Genomic DNA, 19,200 nt, shown 5'->3' on the forward strand with positions numbered 1-19,200 from the left:
CGTGCCGTGGGGGAGGCGCTCCGTACCGAGGGCTGCCGTAGCGGTCCTCAGGTGGCTGAGTCATAGCGAACACACCTCTGCGCACGTACCCGCAGCCGCCGAAGCACCAGCTCACCGAATGGCCCGACCCCCCGGGTCGCCTCGCCGGCTACGGGCCCGCCGCTGCTGCAGAAAGATTGAGCGGGCCAGGGGGGCTAGCTTCCGTCATAGTGGCGACGGTACGCAGGCGAAACCAGAGACTGTGTGCGATTCGCGTATACACGGCCGCCGTCGGCTACGGCCCGGGGCCGTCCCGGCGGATGCGTGCAGGCACTCCGTAGCGGAAGCCGCGAGAGCAGCGGACCCCAGCCCTCGATCACACGGCCGGGGCGGCAGCACGGTCGGTCAAGTACGGTGCGCGGCAGGCGAATTCGTTCCGCCCGGGCCCGGCTACGCGACGTGTGGACGGACAGCCCGCGGCGCCGGTCACATGCGGGGCGTCATGTGGCGGACCACGTCCGGAACTGCCGCAGCCCGTACAGCAGGGGTGACTGCGGACGGCTCCGTACGATCCTGCGTACCCGGCCGAACACCGTCACGTGGTCGCCGAAGGGCTGGGTCATGACCACGGTGCAGTCCGCCATCGTGTGGGCGTCACGCACGAGGTGGGGCCCATGGGCGCTTGGGTCCTGCTCCCACGGAAGCAGATCGAACCGGCGCGGGTTGCCCGAGGCGAACAACTCGGCCGTGTCCCGGGCCCCTTCGTGCAGCATGTTGACCGTGAAACCGCCGTGCTCCAAGGCGGCGTCCAGCGTCGGGCTGCCCGAACGCAGGCACACCAGAAGCGTCGGCGGGTCGAGCGCGACACTGCAGACCGAGGAGCAGGTCATCCCCCACGGGGTTCCCGCTCCGTCGACGCTGGTGACCACGCACACGCCGGTGGGGAAGCCGCTCATCATGGTGCGGAACGCGTCAGGGGTCGCCGTGGGCAGGGACGATGCGGCTGTGGCAGGGGACTCGGTCATGAGGTACTACCTTCCGTCGCTACAGGGCGGGGAACTTCCGACGGGATCGGAGTGGTGCTGCGGCGCTCGGCGCGGTCGAGCAGGCTGAGCATCGGGCCGGTCATGGCCGTGGTCGCCAGAGCCATCACCACCAGGGCGAGGACCAGGGGACCCGGCAGGATGCCTGCGCGGTGTCCCACCTCCAGCACGATCAGTTCGGTCAGCCCACGGGTGTTCATCAGGACCCCGATCCGGCGGGCCGCGTCCGGGCGCATGCCGCCGAGCCGGGCTCCGGCCCAGCCGCCGAGCAGCTTGCTCACGCAGCCCAGTGCGAAGGTGGCCGCGATCAGCGTCCAGGGAGCCGACGCGAAGGCCCTGATGAGCACGCTGACTCCGGTGACCACGAAGAAGACCGGCGTGAGCGCCCGTCCGGCGCGCGATACGGCGGCGACCGGCCCGTGCCAGGGGGCCAGGGCCTCGTGGGGGATGGCGAGACCCACCAGCGCGGCGCCGACGATGGCGGTCATGCCCAGGCGCTCGGTCAGCAGCGCGGTGCCCAGCGCGGCGCCGCCGATGAGGACCGCGGTCGTCCCCGGCGCCCGCCGGCACAGCCGGCGCGCGGGACCGGACCTCAGCCCGAAGTGCACCAGCAGCGCGCAGCCGCCGCCCGCGAGGAGCGCGAGCGCGGAGCGCCACAGGCCGGACAGGTCCCCGGCGCTCAGACCGATGGCGACCATGAGCATGAACCATCCCAGGCTGTCCATGACGATGCCCGTGGCCAGAGCGAGCTTTCCCTCGGTGGAGTCGCTCAGCCCCCGGTCCCCGAGGATCCGGGACAGGACCGGGACCGCGGTGATGGACATGGCCACCGCGACCATGAGGACGAAGGACGGGAGCGGAACGTCGCCCCGGGCCGCGGAGTCGCCGGTGGCCGCGATGAACCACACCAGAAGCAGCCCGGAGATCAGGGGTACTCCGAAGGCGCCGGTGACCACGGCGGCCAGTCGCCGCCGCGGAAGTGAGCCCGGTTCCGGCCGTAACCGGTGCGCGAGGCCGACGAGATAGAGCACGAGCCCTGTCTGGCCGATCAGTTCGAGGACGTCGAGCACGTCGGCCGGGAGCAGGGCGTCGAAGGCGGCACGGTCGGACAGCACGAGCACCACGGGGCCGACGAGCAGGCCCACGAGGACCTCCCCGACGACTTCGGGCTGGCGGAGCCACCGGGCAGCGGTCCGTCCCGCGAGGGCAAGGAGCAGCACGACGCAGAGCGCGGCGGTCACGTGCACGGGAAGGGGCAGGTTCTCCCATGAATCCATGGCGGTGGAAAATCCTTCGTATCCGTGCCGACGCGGTCGCCCGACCCGAGAAGAGCGGATCCTGGCGAGTTCCCGTGCCGCTGGGTGGACAGTTGGAGGGCGAGCGAGTGCCTCGGTCCCGCGCGGTCCGCGCCGCACCCGGCGAACGGCTACGAGGAGCGGCGAACGCGGAGTCGGGGACGGGGCCGTGGCTTATGGCGCGGGTCCGGCAGCTCTGGGCGGCCGCCGCTCACGCGCGGGTCACGCCCGTTCCGGGATCTCCGGATAGCGAGCGCTGATCGACTCGCTTGCCTGGGGGCCGCGGGCGAAGACGTAGTCGGTGGTGTCGATCCGCCGGCCCGTGAGGCGGTCGACGACGACCGGGTCCACCGGAACGCCCGTCCTGGCGTCGACCACGACGAGACTGCGGTCCTGCGGGGCGAGTTCACGATTCCCCCACGCCGCCATGGCGAGGATGAGCGGGCGCAGCGCGCGCCCGCGCTCGGTCGGCCGGTACTCACGGTCAGCGGCATCCGCGGTACCGTCCCCGGTCTCGACCAGGCCCTTCGCCGCCAGGTCGGCGAGCCGGTCCCGCAGTACGGCGGCGGGCGTATCCAGATTCCGGCGGATCGTCTCGAACCGGGTGTGGCCTTCGCAGACCTCGTGCAGGATCTCCAAGGTCCACCAGTGGCCGATCACTTCGACCGTGCGGGCCAGCGGGCAGTCCGGGATCCGTGCCTTCGGGGCCGGCGTACTCGGTTGCGCGCGCTCGCCGTTCTGGCTTCTCAAGAGATCGCTGCTCACCGTCGGCTCCCAAGAGGTCGGAATCTTCTCGGGCAAAGCCTGCGGTACCGCGGGCCGTCGGAACGGAGCACGGAAAGAAAACGGCAAGACTGCGAGCACCACGTCCCGTTCGGCAGTCCGCCGGGAACCGCCGGTGTTCGGTCAACCGTCGGCGCGTTGCCCGGGCCGCTCGGTGGCCTGGGAGAGCAGCCCGTCGACGAAGGCGCTCAGCGCCTGGGGGTAGGTGTCGCGCCAGGACAGCGTCGCCCACTGGTCGCCGAGGGCGGCCAGGTGCGGCAGCCGGGATGCGTCGAGGCCGTCGAAGAGGGCGACGGGCTGGTCGGGGCGTTCGTCGTCCGGGCGGCGGCCGGGGGAGTGCGCGCGGACGAGGATCTCGCCGACCGTGTAGTACCAGATGTTGCGGAAGACATGGACGGCCTGTTCGGGCGTGCATCCGTACTCGATCGCCGCGGCCACGATGGTCTCCACCAGCAGCAGAGCCGAGTCGCTGAGCCGCGCGATGAACCCGTCGGTGGTGAGAACCTCGGCGGCCCACGGCCAGGCAGCTAGGCCGTCGTGGATCGCGGTGGCGCACGCGATGATGCGGTCCCGCGGCTCGCTGGGCAGATCGGGGTGCGGGATCTGGTCCGCGTATTCGTGGATCAGGAGGAAGAGCAGGTCTTCCTTGTCCCGTACGTGGTGGTAGAGGGTCGTCGCGCCGATGCCGATCTCGGCGGCCAGGCGGCGGATGGTCAGCTTCTCCCAGCCGATGTGGTCGATGAGGTGACGGGCCGCGGTCAGGATCTGCGACCGGGATGTCACGGGAGGCCGGCCGACGCGGCCGTGCGCTGATTTGGCTCGGGACACCGCCCCATCATGCCTTTCCGTGAACAACTCATGGCCCCCGCCGTCTGCGCTCGACAGTCTACCGATCCCGAGGTAATTTCAGAACGCGTTCGGAAACTACTGCCCGAGATCACAGAGGGACTGAGTCGCGGTGACTAACACGGAATCAGCAAGCGGAGAACGGGGCCGCGAGGGGGTTGCTCGGCCTGAGCTCACCCTCGCCGCGGTCGCCGTGGTGCAGTTCATGGTGTCCCTCGACCTGTCGGTCGTGAACGTCGGACTGCCGGAGATCGCCTCCGGTCTCGGCTTCGGCGAAGCGGGCCTGACCTGGGTCATCCACGCCTATGCCCTCACCTTCGGCGGGCTCCTTCTGCTCGGCGGGAAGATCGCCGACCGCTACGGGCACAAGCGGATCCTGACGATCGGTCTCCCCGTCTTCGGCCTCGCCTGCCTGCTCGGCGGCTTCGCACAGGAGCCCGGTCAGCTCGTCGCCGCACGTGCCGCGCAGGGTGTCGGGGCCGCCGCGCTGGCCCCGGCCGCCCTGGCGCTGCTGACACGGACCTTCCCCACCGGTAAGGCCCGTGTGAAGGCGTTCGGCGTGTGGAGCGCGATGAACGCCGCGGGCGGTGCCCTCGGCGTTCTGATCGGCGGCCTGCTCACCCAGTACGCGGGCTGGGAATGGGTGATGTTCATCAACGTCCCGATGGTCGCGGTGGCGCTGGCGCTGGCCTTGCGCGGCATCGCTCCCGACGAGCCCGTCGAGCGCCGCGGACGCCCGGACGTGCTCGGCGCGGTCCTCGCCACGGCGGGCATGAGCCTGCTGGTGTTCGGCGTCGTGCGCACCGACGAGTACGCCTGGACCTCGACTGTCACACTGTCCGTCCTGGCGGCGGCCGTCGTGCTCCTCGCCGCGTTCCTGTACGTCGAGAAGACCACCAGCCGTGACCCGCTGATCAGGCTCGGCCTGTTCAGCAACCGCTCGGTCGCCGGCGCCAACTCGTACAACCTCCTCCTGGGCGCCGCGATGGCCTCGGCCTTCTACTTCGTCTCCCTCTACCTGCAGGGCGTGCTGGGAGCCGGACCGGCCCTGGCCGGGATCCAGTTCCTGCCGTTCGCGCTCGGTGTGGTGGTCGGCTCCGTGGCCGCCATCAAGCTCGGATACAAGTTCCCGGCCCGGAGCCTGCTGATCGGCGGCGGGCTGCTGACCGCGGCCGGCTTCACCTGGTTCGGCATGATCAGCGCCGACGGCTCGTTCACAGTCGACGTCCTGGGGCCGTCGATCGTCACCAGCGTCGGATTCGGGTTCTGCCTCGCCCCGGTGGTCTCAACGGCCACCGTGGGCGTCGCGCCCCACGAGACCGGCACGGCCTCCGGCATGCTGAACAGCACCCGCCAGCTCGGCGCGGCCCTCGGTCTGGCCTCCTTGAGCACGGTCGCCCACCAGCGCGCCGGCGAGAACGCCGATCCCGCTGCGATCGCCGACGGTTACGGGCTCGGCATGACCGTCGGTGCCGTGCTCCTGGTGGGGGCCGTCCTGATCGCGCTCACCGTGCTGCCCCGCACGAGCACGGCGGCGCCCGCGCCGGTCGAGGCCGACCGGGGCCTCGTCCCCGAGGGGGACTGACGGACGGCTGAGCGGGCCTCGGACGGAGGCCGCCGCCCAGCCTGACCGATACGTGCAGGGGCTTCCCGGCAGGCCGGCATCGACCGGTCGGCCGGGAAGTCTTTCTGTCCCAGGCCAGAAAGAAACACGTCAGAATTCGGACATCGGCCGAGCGTGACCTGTCACTCTCGCGCAATGAGTCAGCCTGCTCTCAGAGTTCGGTCTCTGGACCTCTCCGATCCGGCCACTTTCGTCGAGAACGACATCCATGAGTTCTGGCGCGAGGTGCGTGCCGAGTATCCCGTGTACTGGCACGAAGCCACCGACCGGAATCCCGGGTTCTGGGTGGTCTCGCGCTATGCCGACATCCAGTCGCTGTATCAGGACCCGAGCCTGAGCTCCGCCCGGGGGAACGTCCTCGACGTGGTGCTGCGCGGGGACGACTCCGCGGGCGGGAGCATGCTCGCGGTCACTGACGCGCCGCACCACCGCAAGCTGCGCAGCCTCATGTTCCGGGCTTTCACCCCGCGCGTTCTCGGCAAGGTCGTGGAGCAGGTCAAGGAACGCACGACCGAGCTGGTCTCGACAGTGATCGGCCGCGACGCGTTCGACTTCGCCGCCGACGTCGCCGAGCAGATCCCGATGAACACCATCTGTGATCTGCTCTCCATTCCGTTCGCGGACCGCGCCCAGCTGTTGAAGTGGAACAAGATGGCGCTGTCGTCCGGGGAGGCCGACAGCACGGAGCTCGACGCGCTCAGCGCCCGCAATGAAATCGTGTTCTATTTCATGGAGTTGGCGCAGGAACGGCGGGACAAGCCGGGCGACGACGTCATCAGCATGCTGGCGACCTCGACGGTCGAAGGGCGTTCGCTCGAAGTCGACGAGATCGCCGTGAACTGCTACAGCCTCATTCTCGGAGGCGACGAGACGTCGCGGATCTCGGCGATCTGCGCCGTGCTCGCACTGATCGAGAACCCTGAGCAGTGGCGCGCGCTGCAGGCGGGCGAGGTCTCCCTGGACTCGGCGGTGGAGGAAGTCATCCGCTGGGCGACGCCCGGGATCCACCTGGCGCGCACCGCCGCTCAGGATCTGGAGATACGCGGCAGCAAGGTGCGCCGGGGCGACATCGTCACGTTGTGGAACGTCTCGGCAAACAACGACGAGGCGGTCTTCGACGAGCCGCGCCGGTTCACGCTGTCCCGCTCGCCCAACAAGCACCTCTCGTTCGGCCACGGCCCGCACTACTGCCTGGGCGCATTCCTCGGCAGGGCGGAACTGCGGGCTCTGCTGGACGCCTTGGCCGCCGCCGTAGGGCGGATGGAACTGCGGGGGACGCCGAGCCCCATCTACTCGAACTTCCTCACCGGTTACGAAACCCTGCCGGTTCATTTCGCACGCCGCTAGAAGGTGAGCCAAAGGTGAAAAAGAACATCTGCGTCATCGGTGCCGGCCCGTCGGGTCTGGTTGCGATAAAGGAGCTGCTCGACGAAGAGCATTCAGTCACCTGCTTCGAGCACGGTGCCGGAATAGGCGGCGTGTTCCGCGCGGGGGTCGCGTCCGGCGAGGCGGGGGCCTACGACTCGACGATGCTGACGATCTCCAACTACATGATGACGTTCTCCAGCTTCCCTCCGCCCCAGAACCAGGAGCGCCGGTACTGGTCCGCGGACGAGTACCGCCGGTATCTGCTCGACTTCGTCGACAAGTTCGGTCTCGCGTCCTCGATCAAGTGCGGGACCGATGTGCTGAGCGTGTCGAAGAACGACAGCGGGGGCTACACCGTCGAGGTCGCACCGGTGGGCGACCCGGCAGCACGCGAGTCCCATCAGTTCGACGCGGTGGTCGTCTCCACGGGCACCCACCGGGTCCCGAACTACATCAGCCTGCCCGGGCAGGCCGAATTCGAGGGCGAGATCGTTCACTCCGCCCATTACCGCAACGCCGAACGGTTCCGTGGGAAGAGGGTCCTCTGCGTCGGGATCGGGGAGACGGCAGCGGACGTCGTGAACGAGATCGCCCAGACGGCGACCAGCTGCACGCTCTCCGTGCGCCGCCACCAGCCGATAGTCGAGCGGTACCCGGGCGGCAAGGAGCACACGAACGACACCTACACCTCGCACCTGCTCCACTCGGTGCCGCTGGCGGCCGCAGGCGCGGGCATGCGACTGGGGATGAAGCGGAACAAGCGCCGGGGCAGGACGGCCGCCGCACGGGCCCTGGGCGACTGGAACGCGAAGAACAGGAACTTCTTCAATCACTTCCTGACCAAGAACGAGGCGTTCATCTACCGGGTCGTCGACGGCTCGCTCACCGTCAACGCGTCGGGTATCGAGAGCCTCGGCAAGGACTTCGTCCGGTTCAAGGACGGCAGGCAGGTGAAGATCGACACGATCATGCTGAACACCGGGTACGTCGAGGACTTCAGCATCCTGAAGGACGTCGACATCGACGATGTGCGGAAGCTCTACAAGCACATGATCCACCCGGAGATCGGCGCCGGCGTCGTCTTCATCGGCTGGGCGAGGCCGACCGCCGGCGGTGTCCCCGCCTGCTCCGAGATGCAGAGCCGGTACTTCGCCCTGCTGTGCAGCGGAAAGAGGAAGCTGCCCGACCGTGTCCGGCTCCAGGGCCTCATCGAGCGTCAGGCGTCGTACGAGGACGAGGTCTTCCACGGGAACCCCGACATCCGGACGCTGGTGCACTACAACCACTTCATGATCGACTTCTCGAAGGTGATCGGGTGCTCTCCGTGGCGCCCGGAGGTCTTCCTGAACCCGCGGCTGGCCTGGAAGCTGTGGTGCGGATCCCAGATGCCGCACATCTACCGGCTGTACGGCCCGCACAGTGATCACAGGACCGCGCGGAGGACGGTCATGAGAATGCCGTCGGCGTTCAAGCTCCCGCAGGTCCTCGCCTTCACGGCGGTCAGCGTCGTCTCGCGGGTGCTGATCGCCATGGGCCTGATGAAGGCGGACCCCCGGTACTGATCCGTCCGGCGCCGGCCGTCGTCTGATCCGTCCGGCGGCCGCCGACGGCCGGGTCACCCGGCACGGAACCGGTAGGCCGAGGTTTCGCGGGATCAAGTCCGTGAGCTGCGGCAGCCGTTCGAGGCCGGCTTGCGGCGGGAGCGACATCGAACGCGGCACGGGTGACCGCGTCCGGTGTCGCTCGTGCCGTGTCCGGGGCTCCCGCGCGGACGGGGCGACGTGCTCCTTGAGGAGAAGCGCCGCGCTGAGCGGCTTCGTCACGGTGGCGCAGCCTCGTTCCTCTGCCCCGCAGCGGAGCGTGATCAGCGTCCCGGTACGGCGGAGACGCCTGCTGCAGCGCGGCTGCTCGTTGGGGCAGGAGCGCATGGCGAGGGCCTCGCTGTCCTGTCGTCACGCAAGGACCGGCGAGACCCTCTTCATGCGCGGGCCGAAGCTCCGGCCCACTCGTCTAGACCGTCTGGTGCTCCTTCAGCTGGGCCTTCAGCGCCTGCTTGTCGATCTTGCCAACCGGAGTGCGCGGCAGGTCCGGCACCACGATCAGCTCGTCCGGGAACTTGTAGGACGCCAGGCCGCGTTGGCGGATGTGCTCCCGGAGCGTGCGCAGGGTGATGTCCGGCGTCGACGCGCTCGCACCGCTTCCGAGGACGACGAAGACGCAGAGACGTTCGTCGAGTTCGTCGTCCGGCACGCCGATCACGGCGGTGTCCCGGACCAGAGGATGGGTCAGGACATGGCCCTCGACCTCCTCCGCCGAGACCTTCTCGCCCAGGTGGTGGATGATGTCCTTCAAGCGGCCCTCGATGACGACGTTCCCGTCCCCGGTCATCCGGGCGAGGTCGCCGCTGCGGTAGAAGCCGTCAGCGGTGAACGACCGGCGGTTGACCTCCGGTGCGGCGAAGTACCCCCGGATCGTGTACGGACCCCGGGTGAGCAGCTCGCCGGTCACGTCCGGGCCGACCTCGCGGTCGTCCGCGTCGACGATCTTGATCTCGTCGTCCGGGCACACGGGCCTGCCCTCGGTGCCGAAGACGACCTCCGGCGGGTCGCCGATGCGCGTGTGGGTGATCAGGCCCTCACCGATGCCGTAGACGTTCATGATCCGGCAGCCCAGGTTCTTGCTCACCCGGTCCGCCGCCGCGGGCCCGAACTTGGAACTGCCCACCTGGATGGTCATGCGGCTCATGTCGACCGGCTTGGCCGCCACCGAGTCCGCCCACAGCAGCGCCAGGGCGGGTACGAGCGTGGTCAGCGTGACACCCTCCCGCTGGATCAGCGGGAAGACGTGATCGGGACTGGGGTTGGCGGCGAGGACGGCCTTCCCGCCGAGGAGCAGGGCACCCAGCGCTCCGGGGCAGCCGAGTGCGGCGTTGTGCGGCACGGGGTTCGCCGCGAGGTAGACACCGCTGTCGTCGAACTCCACGACCTCGGCGCAGGCGCGGATGTTGTACGCGTAGTCGTCGTGGGTCCGCGGAATCAGCTTCGGCACACCGGTGGTGCCGCCCGACAGCAGCAGCAGCGCCACCTCGGACGCGTCGACCGGCGGCAGTTCCCGTGCGGCGGTCTCAGCGAGCTCGGACAGCGGTGTGAACTCCTCGGCGTCGCCCGCGATCACGACGTGCCGCAGGCTGCTCGCCTCCCGGCGGACGTCGCGGGCCAGCGCCCGGAAGTCGAACCCCTGAAGCCGGTCCGGTCCGACGTAGGCGACCGCACCCGAAGCGCGCGTGAGGTGGAGGATCTCCTCCCGGCGGTGACCGGGCAGGGCGAGAACCGGTATCGCGCCGATGCCGAACAGGGCGATGACGGTGGTCAGGAAGTCGATCCGGTTCGGCAGATGCACGACCACCCGGTCCCGGGCGCCGACGCCGAGATCGAGCAGACCGGACGCTATCCGGTCGGCCTCCGCGAGCAACTCGCGGTACGTGACCCGGCGCTGCACGTCCACCGCGGCGATCTTGTCGGGGCGGCTTCCCGCGCTGTCTGCGAGTAGCTGCCGCAGGGAGACCCCGTTCCAGTAGCCGGCCCGGCGGTAGCGGTCGGCGAACTCGGGCGGCCAAGGCACGAACCCGTCCAGCATGCTTCCTCCTTGGTTGCGACGGCATCAGGTTCGGGCAGCCGCACAGGAGTGACGGAAGATTCGACAGAGCTTTGACAGATTGTCGTGGGCGGGTCACGCGTTCGGTGAAGCTCGACGGTGTGACCTTCAGACGAACGCCTGATCGAGGTTGGGTGCGGTCCCTCAACGGCGTGGAGCGCCCCGCTGACCGGCTGGTCTGCTTCCCCCACTCCGGCGGTTCGGTGGCGACCTACCGCGCCTGGTCGTCGGCGATGCCCGCGCACTCCCAGCTGCTCGCCGTCCAGTACCCGGGGCACGCCGACCGGATCGCCGAAGCCCCCGCGAGCAGCATCGCCGAGATGGCCACCTCCGTCGCGGCGGAGCTGCAGCGCCTCGACCCCGCCCCCTGCGCCCTGTTCGGGCACAGCATGGGCGCCCTGGTCGCGTACGAGACCGCGCGCGTGCTGCAGGAGAGCGGCACACCCGTGGACTGCCTGTTCGTCTCCGGCGCACCCGCCCCGTGGCTGACCGCCGGCGGGACCACACATCTGCTTTCCGACGACGAACTCTGGTCCCTGCTGCGGAACATGGGCGGCATCGATCCGGACGTGGCGGACGACGTCGAGCTCAGGGAGCTGCTCCTGCCGGTGCTCCGGTCGGACATCGCGCTCCACGAGACCTACCGGCCGAAGCCGCCCGACGAGTCGCTGAACTGCAGGGTCCGCGGCTACTTCAACACCGAGGACCCGCTGGTCGACGCGGCAGGGCTGGAGGCCTGGGCCAGGTCCGGCACCGGTCCTTTCAGCGTGCGGGCCTTGCCGGGAGGGCACTTCCGGTTCCTGTCCGACCCGGAGGAGCTGATTCGCGACATCCTCTCGGTCCTCGCGGAGAGCGAGGTCGTGGGATGACGCTTGCCGGAAAGTCGGTCGTGGTCACCGGCGCGGCCACCGGAATCGGCCGGGGGATCACGGAGTCCCTGCTGAAGTCGGGCGCGAGCGTCACGGCCGTCGGGCGCAACCCGGAACCGCTCGGGGAGCTGGCGGAGCGCTACGGGGACGCTGTCACGGTGGTGTCCCAGGACGTCGGTGCGTCCGGTGCCGCCGAACGGATCGTCACGGCGGCGACCGAGAGCTTCGGCGCGCTCGACGCGGTGGTCAACAACGCGGGGCGGGCCCGGTTCGGCCGCCTGGAGGAGACGGATCCCGCGGAGTTCGACGCCATGTTCGCCGTCAACGTCGCCGCGCCGGCCCAGCTCATCCGCCACGCACTTCCGCAGCTGCGGGCCCGCGGCGGCAGCGTCGTCAACATCTCGTCCGTGGGCGGTGCGCTGTCCATGCCGGGGCGTTCCTTCTACGGCGCGACGAAGGCGGCGGTCAACAGCCTCACACGCTCCCTGGCCAGGGAACTGGCGCCGGACGTACGCGTGAACGCGATCCTTCCGGGCCCGGTGGACACCCCGATGTGGAACGAGACCGGCCTGGGCGAACAGGCCACCCAGCAGATGCGCCTCGACCTCCTCGCGTCGACCCCGATGGGCCGGTTCGGCGAGGCCACCGAGATCGGCCAGTGGGTCTGCCTGCTGCTCGACCCGCAACTGTCGGGCTGGATCACCGGCGCGCTGATCCCCGTCGACGGCGGCCGGACCGCATGACACACCTGATGAATCTGACGGTTTCCAACGGGACAGAGGTGGCACGAGCATGAAATCCGAGACGTTGTCCGCCGCCGGATCCATTCCTTCCTCCTGCCTGCACCGCATCTTCCGGGCTGCGGAGCTCAGAGAGAAGGAGGCCGGCGTCGATGTGGTCAAGCTGCATGTGGGCGACCCCTACTTCAACCCGGCGGACAACGTCGCCGAGGCCTTCATCGACGCCGTGCGGCGCGGCGAGACCAAGTACACCGGGGTGGAGGGCCTGCCTGAACTCCGGGCGGCGGTGGTGGACAAGCTCCGCGCCGACAACGGCGTGGACAGCGAGGTCTCCCGGCTGCTGATCTCCCCGGGCTCCTGTCAGGGCCTGGCCGCGCTGCTGCAGTCGCTGGCGGAGCCCGGCGCGGAGATCCTGCTGCCTGAGCTGCACTGGCCGGTCCACTTGCAGCAGGCCGTGCTCGCGGGGTTCCGGCCCGTGCTCTACCCGCTGGGCGCGGACCTCCGGCCCGACCCCGAGACGATCGCGGCCGCGGCGACGCCGCGCACCCGGGTCCTGCTGATCAACTCGCCGGCGAATCCGACCGGTGTGGTCCTGGACCGCTCGGAGATCGGCGCCCTGCTGGACCTGGCGCGCAGCCGGAACTGGCAGGTCATCAGCGACGAGGCCTACGAGCACTTCGTCTACGAGCGCGAGCACGTCTCGGTCGCGTCGTTCGAACGGGACCTCCCCGTCGAAGAGCGCATCGTGCACAGCGTCTTCAGCTTCTCCAAGAGCTTCGCGATGACCGGCTACCGACTGGGTTACGTCGCGCTGGCGAACGACCGCGCCGCCGATGTCATGAAGGTCGCCCAGGAGGCCAACATCATCGGCACCTCGACCCCGGTCCAGTACGCGGGCATCGCCGCGCTGGACAGCCGCCACGAGTCGACGGCGGCCAACCGCAAGCTGGTTCAGCGCAACCGGGACGTGGCGCTGCCGCCGCTGATCCGGGCCGGGCTGCTGCACGAGCTCCCTGCCGGCGGGTGGTACGCGATGTTGGACGTGGGCCGCACCGGCCTGGACGCCGAGACGTTCGCGGCCCGGCTGCTGGAGAGCAAGGGGGTCGCGGTCGTTCCGGGCGAGGGGTTCGCCATGCGCCCCGAGCTGGACGCCGAGGGCCGCGTCCGCTCCCACGACTTCGCGCCCTGGGCACGGCAGCTGATCCGGATCGCGTTCTGCGTGGACCAGTCAGCGCTGGAGACAGGGGTGCGCAAGATCGTGGAGTTCGTCGACGAGTGCGGTGACGGGGGCCCGACGTCAGCCGACTGAGACGAGGCCGGTGAGAGGTTCAAAGTCAGTTCGGGCAAAAGGGGTTGAGGAAACGATGGCCAAGAGTGTTGTGATCGTCGGCGGCGGGACCGCCGGCTGGATGACCGCGTCGTATCTGAAGGCGTCGTTCGGCGACCGGCTCGCGGTCACTCTCGTCGAGTCCAAGAACGTGCCCACCATCGGTGTCGGTGAGGCCTCGTTCAGCACGATCCGGCACTTCTTCGCGTATCTCGGACTCGAGGAGCGCGACTGGATGCCGGAGTGTCACGCCACGTACAAGCTGGCGATCCGCTACGACGACTGGCGGGCCGAGGGGCATCACTTCTACCACCCCTTCGAGCGGCCGCGGGTCGTGGAGGGCGTCTCCCTCGCCGACTGGTGGCTGCACAAGAAGCCCAGCGCGGACTACGACCGGGACTGCACGGTGATCGCCGCGCTGTGCGACGCCAAGCGCTCGCCCCGCGGGCTGGACGGGCGGTGGCTGGGGCCCGAGTTCGGCGAGCACGATTCAGGTCCGATGACCCGGTCCACGATGGCCGAGCAGACCACCCAGTTCCCCTACGCGTACCAGTTCGACGCGACTCTGCTGGCGAAGCTGCTCACCCGCTACGGCACCGATCGCGGCGTCCGGCACGTCCTCGACGACGTCGTCGCCACCGAAGTGGACGAGAGCGGCTCCATCACGCACGTGCGCACCAAGGAGAGCGGCGACCTCGAGGGCGATCTCTTCATCGACTGCACCGGGTTCCGGGGCATGCTGCTCAACAAGAAGCTCGGCGTGCCCTTCGTCTCCTACCAGGACACCCTGCCGAACGACAGCGCGGTCGCGCTCCGCGTGCCCATGGAGATGGCCGACCAGGGCATGGGCCCGTACACCAGGTCGACCGCGAAGGAGGCGGGCTGGATCTGGACCATTCCGCTCATCGGGCGGATCGGTACCGGCTACGTCTACGCGAGCGACTACTGCACCCCGGACGAGGCCGAGCGCACGCTCCGGGAGTTCTGGGGCCCCGCCGCGGACGATCTGGAGGCCAACCACATCCGGATGCGCATCGGCCGCAGCGAGAACTCGTGGGTGAACAACTGCGTGGCGATCGGGCTGTCCAGCGGGTTCGTCGAGCCGCTCGAGTCGACGGGGATCTTCTTCATCCAGAACGGGATCGAGCAGCTGGTGAAGCACTTCCCGGGCGGCCGGGACGACGATCAGCTGCGCAAGTCCTACAACCGGCAGGTCGCCCACGTGATGGACGGCGTACGGGAGTTCCTCGTCCTGCACTACGTGGCCGCCAAGCGCAACGACAACGACTACTGGCGGGACGCCAAGACCCGGGCCAAGCCCGACGGCCTCGCCGGACGGCTGGAGCAGTGGAAGGCCAAGCTCCCCGACGAGAACACGGTCTACCCCTACTACCACGGATTCGAACCGTACTCGTACACCGCGATGATCCTGGGCCTGGGCGGTCTTGACGTGCAGTCGCTGCCCGGTCTGGCGATGATGGACGACGTCGCCGCGACGAAGGAGCTGCGGCTCATCAGGGACCAGGCGAAGACGCAGGTCGAACAGCTGCCGAGCCACTGGGACTACCTGGAGCACGTCCTCAACTCGAAGGCCGCGCGTTCCTGACGGCAAGCCGGTGACGGCAGGCTCCCGTTTCGTCCGCCCTGACGATCCGACATCAGCGGAGGCGGACGAGCGGGAGCCCTTCGTATGACCGCAGGCGGATACCGCTTCCTCCGGCACGCGTACGGCCTCCTCCGACGACGCGTACGCCTCTTCGCCGGGGTGGCAGAGGCGAGGCCCACCGACGAGGCCGCCGCCGGCCGGTGCGGCGCTGCCCGAGCGCGCCCGACCAGGCCGCGCACGGCCGGCTTCTGACCTCCCCATTTCCCCGTATGAAAAATACACAGGGGCGAATGTGGAGTGACACTTTCGTGGCGAGACGTCGATGGTTAAAGTTCATTCAATTCCAGAGACTGGATTGCAGGGCGCAGTGACATCCGCAGAGTGGATGTCACTTTCGGTGTTCTGGCTCTGCACCGCCTCGATTCCTAGAAGGACTCCGATCAGCCTAGGGGATCATCAATCATGCCTGATCTGTTCGAGGATGACAGTCAAGACTTCCTGGCATTGTGCAACGACGAAGAGCAATACTCGCTGTGGCCGAGTGGAATAGCCGTTCCCGATGGCTGGCGAATTTCGTACGGGCCGGCACCCCGGGGCGAGACGGTCGAATTCATCGAGCAGGCCTGGACCGATATGCGGCCCAAGAGCCTGCGGGATGCAATGGACGCTCGACAGGCCTGAACAGCCCGCTTCCTGTATTCAACGGAACAAGGTTTATTGGGGGATACCTGTGAAGATTGACACGAAGAACCGGGTCAAGTTCGTCCGATGGCCGGCCGAGAGCGACAAACGTGAGCAGTGCAAAGTCCGCGGGCATCTGTGCCTTCTGGTCGTCGAGCACGGCGCGGCGCCCCCCGAGCACCTGAGCTTCCACGAGGACTGGGTGCGGCCCCCGATAGTCAGGGAGGACCTCCAGGCCCGGGTCCGGCAGCTGGCGGCCCGGGGGGTGCTCAAGTCGAAGCCCGTACTGGACCCGGCGGGCATCCTCTGCTTCAAGGACTCGTCGGTCACGCTCTCGCTGACGCAGTGCGAGATGCTGGCGCCGCTGGTGGCCCGATACGGACAGATCATCTATCGGGCCGAACTGCGGGACATCCTCGAACGCTCCGGGGCCAGCTCGTCCAGCAACGCGCTCGACCTGCATGTGATGCGGTTGCGCCGGCGCCTGCAGATGGTCGGACTCGCCGTGCGCAACGTATGGGGACGTGGTTTCGTCCTCGAGCCCGTCTAGGCGACGCTGAGCCCGACGTGTGCCTTGCCGCGCAGCTCACGCAGCTCGGAGAACGGCAGCGTGCAGCGGTCGAGCAGGTAGCCGGCCCCCGAGGTGCCGCCGGTGCCGGGCTGGCTGCCCATGATCCTCGAGACGAGGCCGATATGGCACACCTGCCAGCGCCAGTAGGCGTTGCCGATGTCCAGCATCACGTCGATGATCCGGTAGTAGGCGTTCGCTTCGGTGCCCTTCAGGGCGAGTTCGGTGACGGACTGCCCTGACCTGGCCACCCATGCGGTGAACGACTCGTACAGGGGCCCGTCGTGCTTGGCGTCCCCGATGAGCTGGGCAAGCCGGCGGAACTGCTGTGACTGCGCGCCGCTGGCGGTCCCGAGCAGCGGACGGAAGGCGGCGAAGTCGGACAGGGACAGCCGGTCGAGCGCCGTCAGCTGACTGTGCAGCAGACGGACCAGTTCGGCGGCACGCTGCAAGAGATCGATGACCCATTCCGCGCGGGACATGTCATCGGTCGTCGTGAAAGTGTCGATGACGGCCTCCAGATCGGCGATGACCTGTGTGAGCCACAGTTCGCTCGTCTGGTGCGCGATGATGAAGAACTGCTCTGAAAGCACTGTGGACTTCGTGGCCGCCGACGCTGCGCTGCGGGGTTTCTGGAGAGACAGCAAAGTGTCGAGCTCTAGATAGTCCCGATAGTTCGGTTCTTCGGTCACTTCGATCCCTCTCTTCGTCACGAACGCAAGCGTGCGGTGTGCAGGTTCAGACGGTGGCGCGAGCGCCGTCAGGCGAAGACTCATCATGGGCGATCAGCCCGCCCCTGCCCAAGCGGAGAAAGAGTTCTTTCACGGCTTCGGTGACGTATGAAGCCGCGTGACATCGTGGCTTTCTGATCGCGGCGCATGCAGAGAACATAGAGGCCGGTGCGCAATACCTAAGAATCGGCACAGAAGACGTATAGAAGGTCCGGCGAGAATGTCCCGGGCCGCTGGGGCGCCGAACCATGGTGGTTGTTGTTGGTGTGCGAACCGTGTCGGAGGGAGTGAAGATGGATACTGTTTCGGATCTGTTCGAGTCCACGGTTGCCCGGTCGGGTGAGGCTCCGGCGATCGCTTTCGAGGACACTGTCGTCGGTTATGCGGAGTTGAACGCGAGCGCGAACCGCCTCGCCAGGCGACTGATCGCGGCCGGCGTGGGGCCTGACTGCCTGGTCGCGGTCGCGATACCACGGTCGCCCCAGTTGATCGTCGCGGTGCTCGCCGTGCTGAAGGCCGGCGGCGCCTACCTGCCGCTCGACCCGCAATATCCGGCCGAGCGGCTTACCCACATGGTCGTGGACGCGCGGCCCGTCCTGCTGCTGCGCACGGAGGACGTCACGTCACTGCGCCTGGACGTGCCGGAGCTCGTGCTCGACGAGGAGGCCTGCGGCCAGGGGAACGATGCCGACATCGCCGCGGACGAGCGGCTCGCGCCGCTGAGCCCTTCCCATTTGATGTACGTCATCTATACCTCCGGCTCGACCGGTGCCCCCAAGGGCGTCGCGGTCAGCCACGAAGGCGTCACGGATCTGGTCGCGACCCAGGCGAAGCTCTATGCCGTCGGCCCCGGCGACCGGGTGCTGCAGTGGGCGTCCTTCAGTTTCGACGCCTGGTTCTGGGACTTCACGCTGGCGCTGCTGCACGGTGCGACTCTCGTGATGGCGTCGCAGGACGACCTGATGCCGGGGGAGTCGCTGCGCGAGACCATGCTGAAGCACGACGTCAACCACGCGGTCCTGCCGCCCGTCGCGCTCGGCGCCACCGACAGCGAGGGCCTGCTGCCGGGCGGCACGATCACCTCCACAGGGGACGTGTGCACCCGGTCCCTGGCCGCGGAGTGGTCCAAAGGCCGGCGTCTGTTCAACGCCTACGGTCCGACCGAGGTGACCGTGGGCGCTTCGATCGGCGGACCGGTCGAGCGCGTCCAGGAGGAGGTCACCATCGGGACGCCGTGGATCGGCGGCGCGGTTCACGTGCTCGACGAGAAACTGCGAGACCTCCGCGACGGCCAGGAGGGCGAACTGTATCTGGCGGGAAGCGGAGTCGCCCGCGGCTACCTCAACCGCCCGGGCCTGACGGCCGCACGCTTCGTCGCCGACCCCTACGGCCCGCCCGGAAGCCGGATGTACCGGTCGGGAGACCGCGGACGGCGCGAGCCGGACGGTGAGCTCTTCTTCACCGGACGGGCCGACCACCAGGTCAAGGTCCGTGGCTTCCGGATCGAACTCGGCGAGATCGAGGCCCGGTTGGAGAGCCACCCCTCGGTCGAGATGGCCGTCGCCACCGTAGAGGGCGACGAGGTGGCCACCGAGTACATCGTCGCGCACGTCAAAGAACCGGCGGGGCAGACCGTTTCAGAGGAGCAGTTGCGCGAGCACGCGCGCGGCACCCTGCCCGAGCACATGGTTCCCTCACGCGTCGTCGTGGTCGAGGAGTTCCCGACCACGCCGAACGGGAAGCTCGACCGCAAGGCTCTCGCCGGGACGGCCTCGCGGTCCGGGGCCGGCACGCCCGCTCCCGAGCGGACCGCCGTGTCCGTCGATCCGGAGGCGGACTCGTACGAGCAGATCCTGTGCGCCATGGTCAGCGAGACACTCAAGATCGGCCCGGTGACTCCGCAGGACAACTTCTTCGGCCTGGGCGGCCATTCGGTGCTCGCCGCGAAGCTGGCCGGCCGGATACGCAAGGATCTCGGCGTGAGCGTGCCGATGCGCTCGATGTTCGCGGCGCGCGACCTGGCAGAACTGGCGCTGGCCGTGGAGGAGGCCCGTCAGGCCTGAGGCCGCGACGTCGTAGATCCCCG

The 19,200-nt window shown here is 68.7% G+C and carries 16 protein-coding genes; 10 read left to right on the plus strand and 6 right to left on the minus strand.

Annotation, left to right across the window (positions count from 1 at the left end; translation table 11 throughout):
* Nucleotides 1-479 precede the first annotated feature (479 nt).
* The 4 genes from IEY56_RS06010 to IEY56_RS06025 form a co-directional block, all read right to left on the minus strand.
* Complete coding sequence (locus tag IEY56_RS06010; protein ID WP_189036028.1) at nt 480-1,004, minus strand: flavin reductase family protein; 525 nt, start codon at nt 1,002-1,004, stop codon at nt 480-482.
* Nucleotides 1,001-2,299 (minus strand): cation:proton antiporter, encoded by a 1,299-nt coding sequence (locus IEY56_RS06015; protein WP_189036029.1) that lies wholly within the window; start codon nt 2,297-2,299, stop codon nt 1,001-1,003. The genes IEY56_RS06010 and IEY56_RS06015 overlap by 4 nt, the downstream gene beginning before the upstream one ends.
* Before the next feature lie 240 nt (nt 2,300-2,539).
* Nucleotides 2,540-3,082: a winged helix-turn-helix transcriptional regulator gene (locus IEY56_RS06020; protein WP_229711646.1), complete on the minus strand. Its 543-nt coding sequence runs from the start codon at nt 3,080-3,082 to the stop codon at nt 2,540-2,542.
* A 141-nt stretch (nt 3,083-3,223) separates the two neighbouring features.
* The gene (locus tag IEY56_RS06025) at nt 3,224-3,883 is read right to left on the minus strand and encodes a TetR/AcrR family transcriptional regulator (protein WP_229711647.1); all 660 of its coding nucleotides are present in this window, start codon (nt 3,881-3,883) and stop codon (nt 3,224-3,226) included.
* Between the two features lie 256 nt (nt 3,884-4,139).
* Here IEY56_RS06025 and IEY56_RS06030 point away from each other — a divergent pair, with 256 nt between their 5' ends.
* The 3 genes from IEY56_RS06030 (at nt 4,140) to IEY56_RS06040 (ending at nt 8,500) form a co-directional block, all read left to right on the plus strand.
* On the plus strand, nt 4,140-5,531 hold the full coding sequence (locus IEY56_RS06030; protein WP_373292038.1) for an MFS transporter: 1,392 nt from the start codon (nt 4,140-4,142) through the stop codon (nt 5,529-5,531).
* A 174-nt stretch (nt 5,532-5,705) separates the two neighbouring features.
* A complete protein-coding gene (locus IEY56_RS06035) occupies nt 5,706-6,917 on the plus strand; it encodes a cytochrome P450 (protein WP_189036032.1) in 1,212 nt (403 codons plus the stop codon).
* Nucleotides 6,918-6,931: 14 nt separating this feature from the next.
* Nucleotides 6,932-8,500, plus strand: a complete 1,569-nt coding sequence (locus tag IEY56_RS06040) for a flavin-containing monooxygenase (protein ID WP_189036033.1) — start codon at nt 6,932-6,934, stop codon at nt 8,498-8,500.
* A gap of 448 nt (nt 8,501-8,948) precedes the next feature.
* Here IEY56_RS06040 and IEY56_RS06045 read toward each other — a convergent pair whose 3' ends face one another.
* Complete coding sequence (locus IEY56_RS06045; RefSeq protein ID WP_189036034.1) at nt 8,949-10,574, minus strand: (2,3-dihydroxybenzoyl)adenylate synthase; 1,626 nt, start codon at nt 10,572-10,574, stop codon at nt 8,949-8,951.
* Between the two features lie 119 nt (nt 10,575-10,693).
* Here IEY56_RS06045 and IEY56_RS06050 point away from each other — a divergent pair, with 119 nt between their 5' ends.
* From IEY56_RS06050 to IEY56_RS06075, 6 genes are all read left to right on the plus strand, one after another.
* The gene (locus IEY56_RS06050; protein ID WP_189036035.1) at nt 10,694-11,461 is read left to right on the plus strand and encodes a thioesterase II family protein; all 768 of its coding nucleotides are present in this window, start codon (nt 10,694-10,696) and stop codon (nt 11,459-11,461) included.
* Nucleotides 11,458-12,204: an SDR family NAD(P)-dependent oxidoreductase gene (locus tag IEY56_RS06055; protein WP_189036036.1), complete on the plus strand. Its 747-nt coding sequence runs from the start codon at nt 11,458-11,460 to the stop codon at nt 12,202-12,204. The genes IEY56_RS06050 and IEY56_RS06055 overlap by 4 nt, the downstream gene beginning before the upstream one ends.
* A 49-nt stretch (nt 12,205-12,253) precedes the next feature.
* Complete coding sequence (locus tag IEY56_RS06060) at nt 12,254-13,510, plus strand: pyridoxal phosphate-dependent aminotransferase (RefSeq protein WP_189036037.1); 1,257 nt, start codon at nt 12,254-12,256, stop codon at nt 13,508-13,510.
* A 55-nt stretch (nt 13,511-13,565) separates the two neighbouring features.
* Nucleotides 13,566-15,134, plus strand: a complete 1,569-nt coding sequence (locus IEY56_RS06065) for a tryptophan halogenase family protein (protein ID WP_189036038.1) — start codon at nt 13,566-13,568, stop codon at nt 15,132-15,134.
* Nucleotides 15,135-15,596: 462 nt separating this feature from the next.
* Nucleotides 15,597-15,815 (plus strand): MbtH family protein, encoded by a 219-nt coding sequence (locus IEY56_RS06070; RefSeq protein WP_308424118.1) that lies wholly within the window; start codon nt 15,597-15,599, stop codon nt 15,813-15,815.
* Nucleotides 15,816-15,864: 49 nt separating this feature from the next.
* Nucleotides 15,865-16,365, plus strand: a complete 501-nt coding sequence (locus IEY56_RS06075; protein ID WP_189036039.1) for a winged helix-turn-helix domain-containing protein — start codon at nt 15,865-15,867, stop codon at nt 16,363-16,365.
* On the opposite strand, the gene IEY56_RS06080 is transcribed toward IEY56_RS06075, so the two are convergent.
* On the minus strand, nt 16,362-17,096 hold the full coding sequence (locus IEY56_RS06080; protein ID WP_308424119.1) for a tryptophan 2,3-dioxygenase family protein: 735 nt from the start codon (nt 17,094-17,096) through the stop codon (nt 16,362-16,364). The genes IEY56_RS06075 and IEY56_RS06080 overlap by 4 nt on opposite strands.
* 311 nt (nt 17,097-17,407) lie before the next feature.
* Between IEY56_RS06080 and IEY56_RS06085 the strand changes: the two genes are divergently transcribed.
* Complete coding sequence (locus IEY56_RS06085; RefSeq protein ID WP_189036040.1) at nt 17,408-19,177, plus strand: non-ribosomal peptide synthetase; 1,770 nt, start codon at nt 17,408-17,410, stop codon at nt 19,175-19,177.
* Nucleotides 19,178-19,200 lie beyond the last annotated feature (23 nt).

Source organism: Streptomyces daqingensis (genome assembly GCF_014645895.1).
In the GTDB taxonomy this organism is placed as follows: Bacteria; Actinomycetota; Actinomycetes; order Streptomycetales; family Streptomycetaceae; genus Streptomyces; species Streptomyces daqingensis.

Bases quoted from the DNA above. Each gene is read 5' to 3' on its own strand.
- IEY56_RS06010 (WP_189036028.1), bottom strand. From the start codon at position 1,004: ATGACCGAGTCCCCTGCCACAGCCGCATCGTCCCTGCCCACGGCGACC.
- IEY56_RS06015 (WP_189036029.1), bottom strand. From the start codon at position 2,299: ATGGATTCATGGGAGAACCTGCCCCTTCCCGTGCACGTGACCGCCGCG.
- IEY56_RS06035 (WP_189036032.1), top strand. From the start codon at position 5,706: ATGAGTCAGCCTGCTCTCAGAGTTCGGTCTCTGGACCTCTCCGATCCG.
- IEY56_RS06045 (WP_189036034.1), bottom strand. From the start codon at position 10,574: ATGCTGGACGGGTTCGTGCCTTGGCCGCCCGAGTTCGCCGACCGCTAC.
- IEY56_RS06055 (WP_189036036.1), top strand. From the start codon at position 11,458: ATGACGCTTGCCGGAAAGTCGGTCGTGGTCACCGGCGCGGCCACCGGA.
- IEY56_RS06060 (WP_189036037.1), top strand. From the start codon at position 12,254: ATGAAATCCGAGACGTTGTCCGCCGCCGGATCCATTCCTTCCTCCTGC.
- IEY56_RS06065 (WP_189036038.1), top strand. From the start codon at position 13,566: ATGGCCAAGAGTGTTGTGATCGTCGGCGGCGGGACCGCCGGCTGGATG.
- IEY56_RS06070 (WP_308424118.1), top strand. From the start codon at position 15,597: ATGCCTGATCTGTTCGAGGATGACAGTCAAGACTTCCTGGCATTGTGC.
- IEY56_RS06085 (WP_189036040.1), top strand. From the start codon at position 17,408: ATGGATACTGTTTCGGATCTGTTCGAGTCCACGGTTGCCCGGTCGGGT.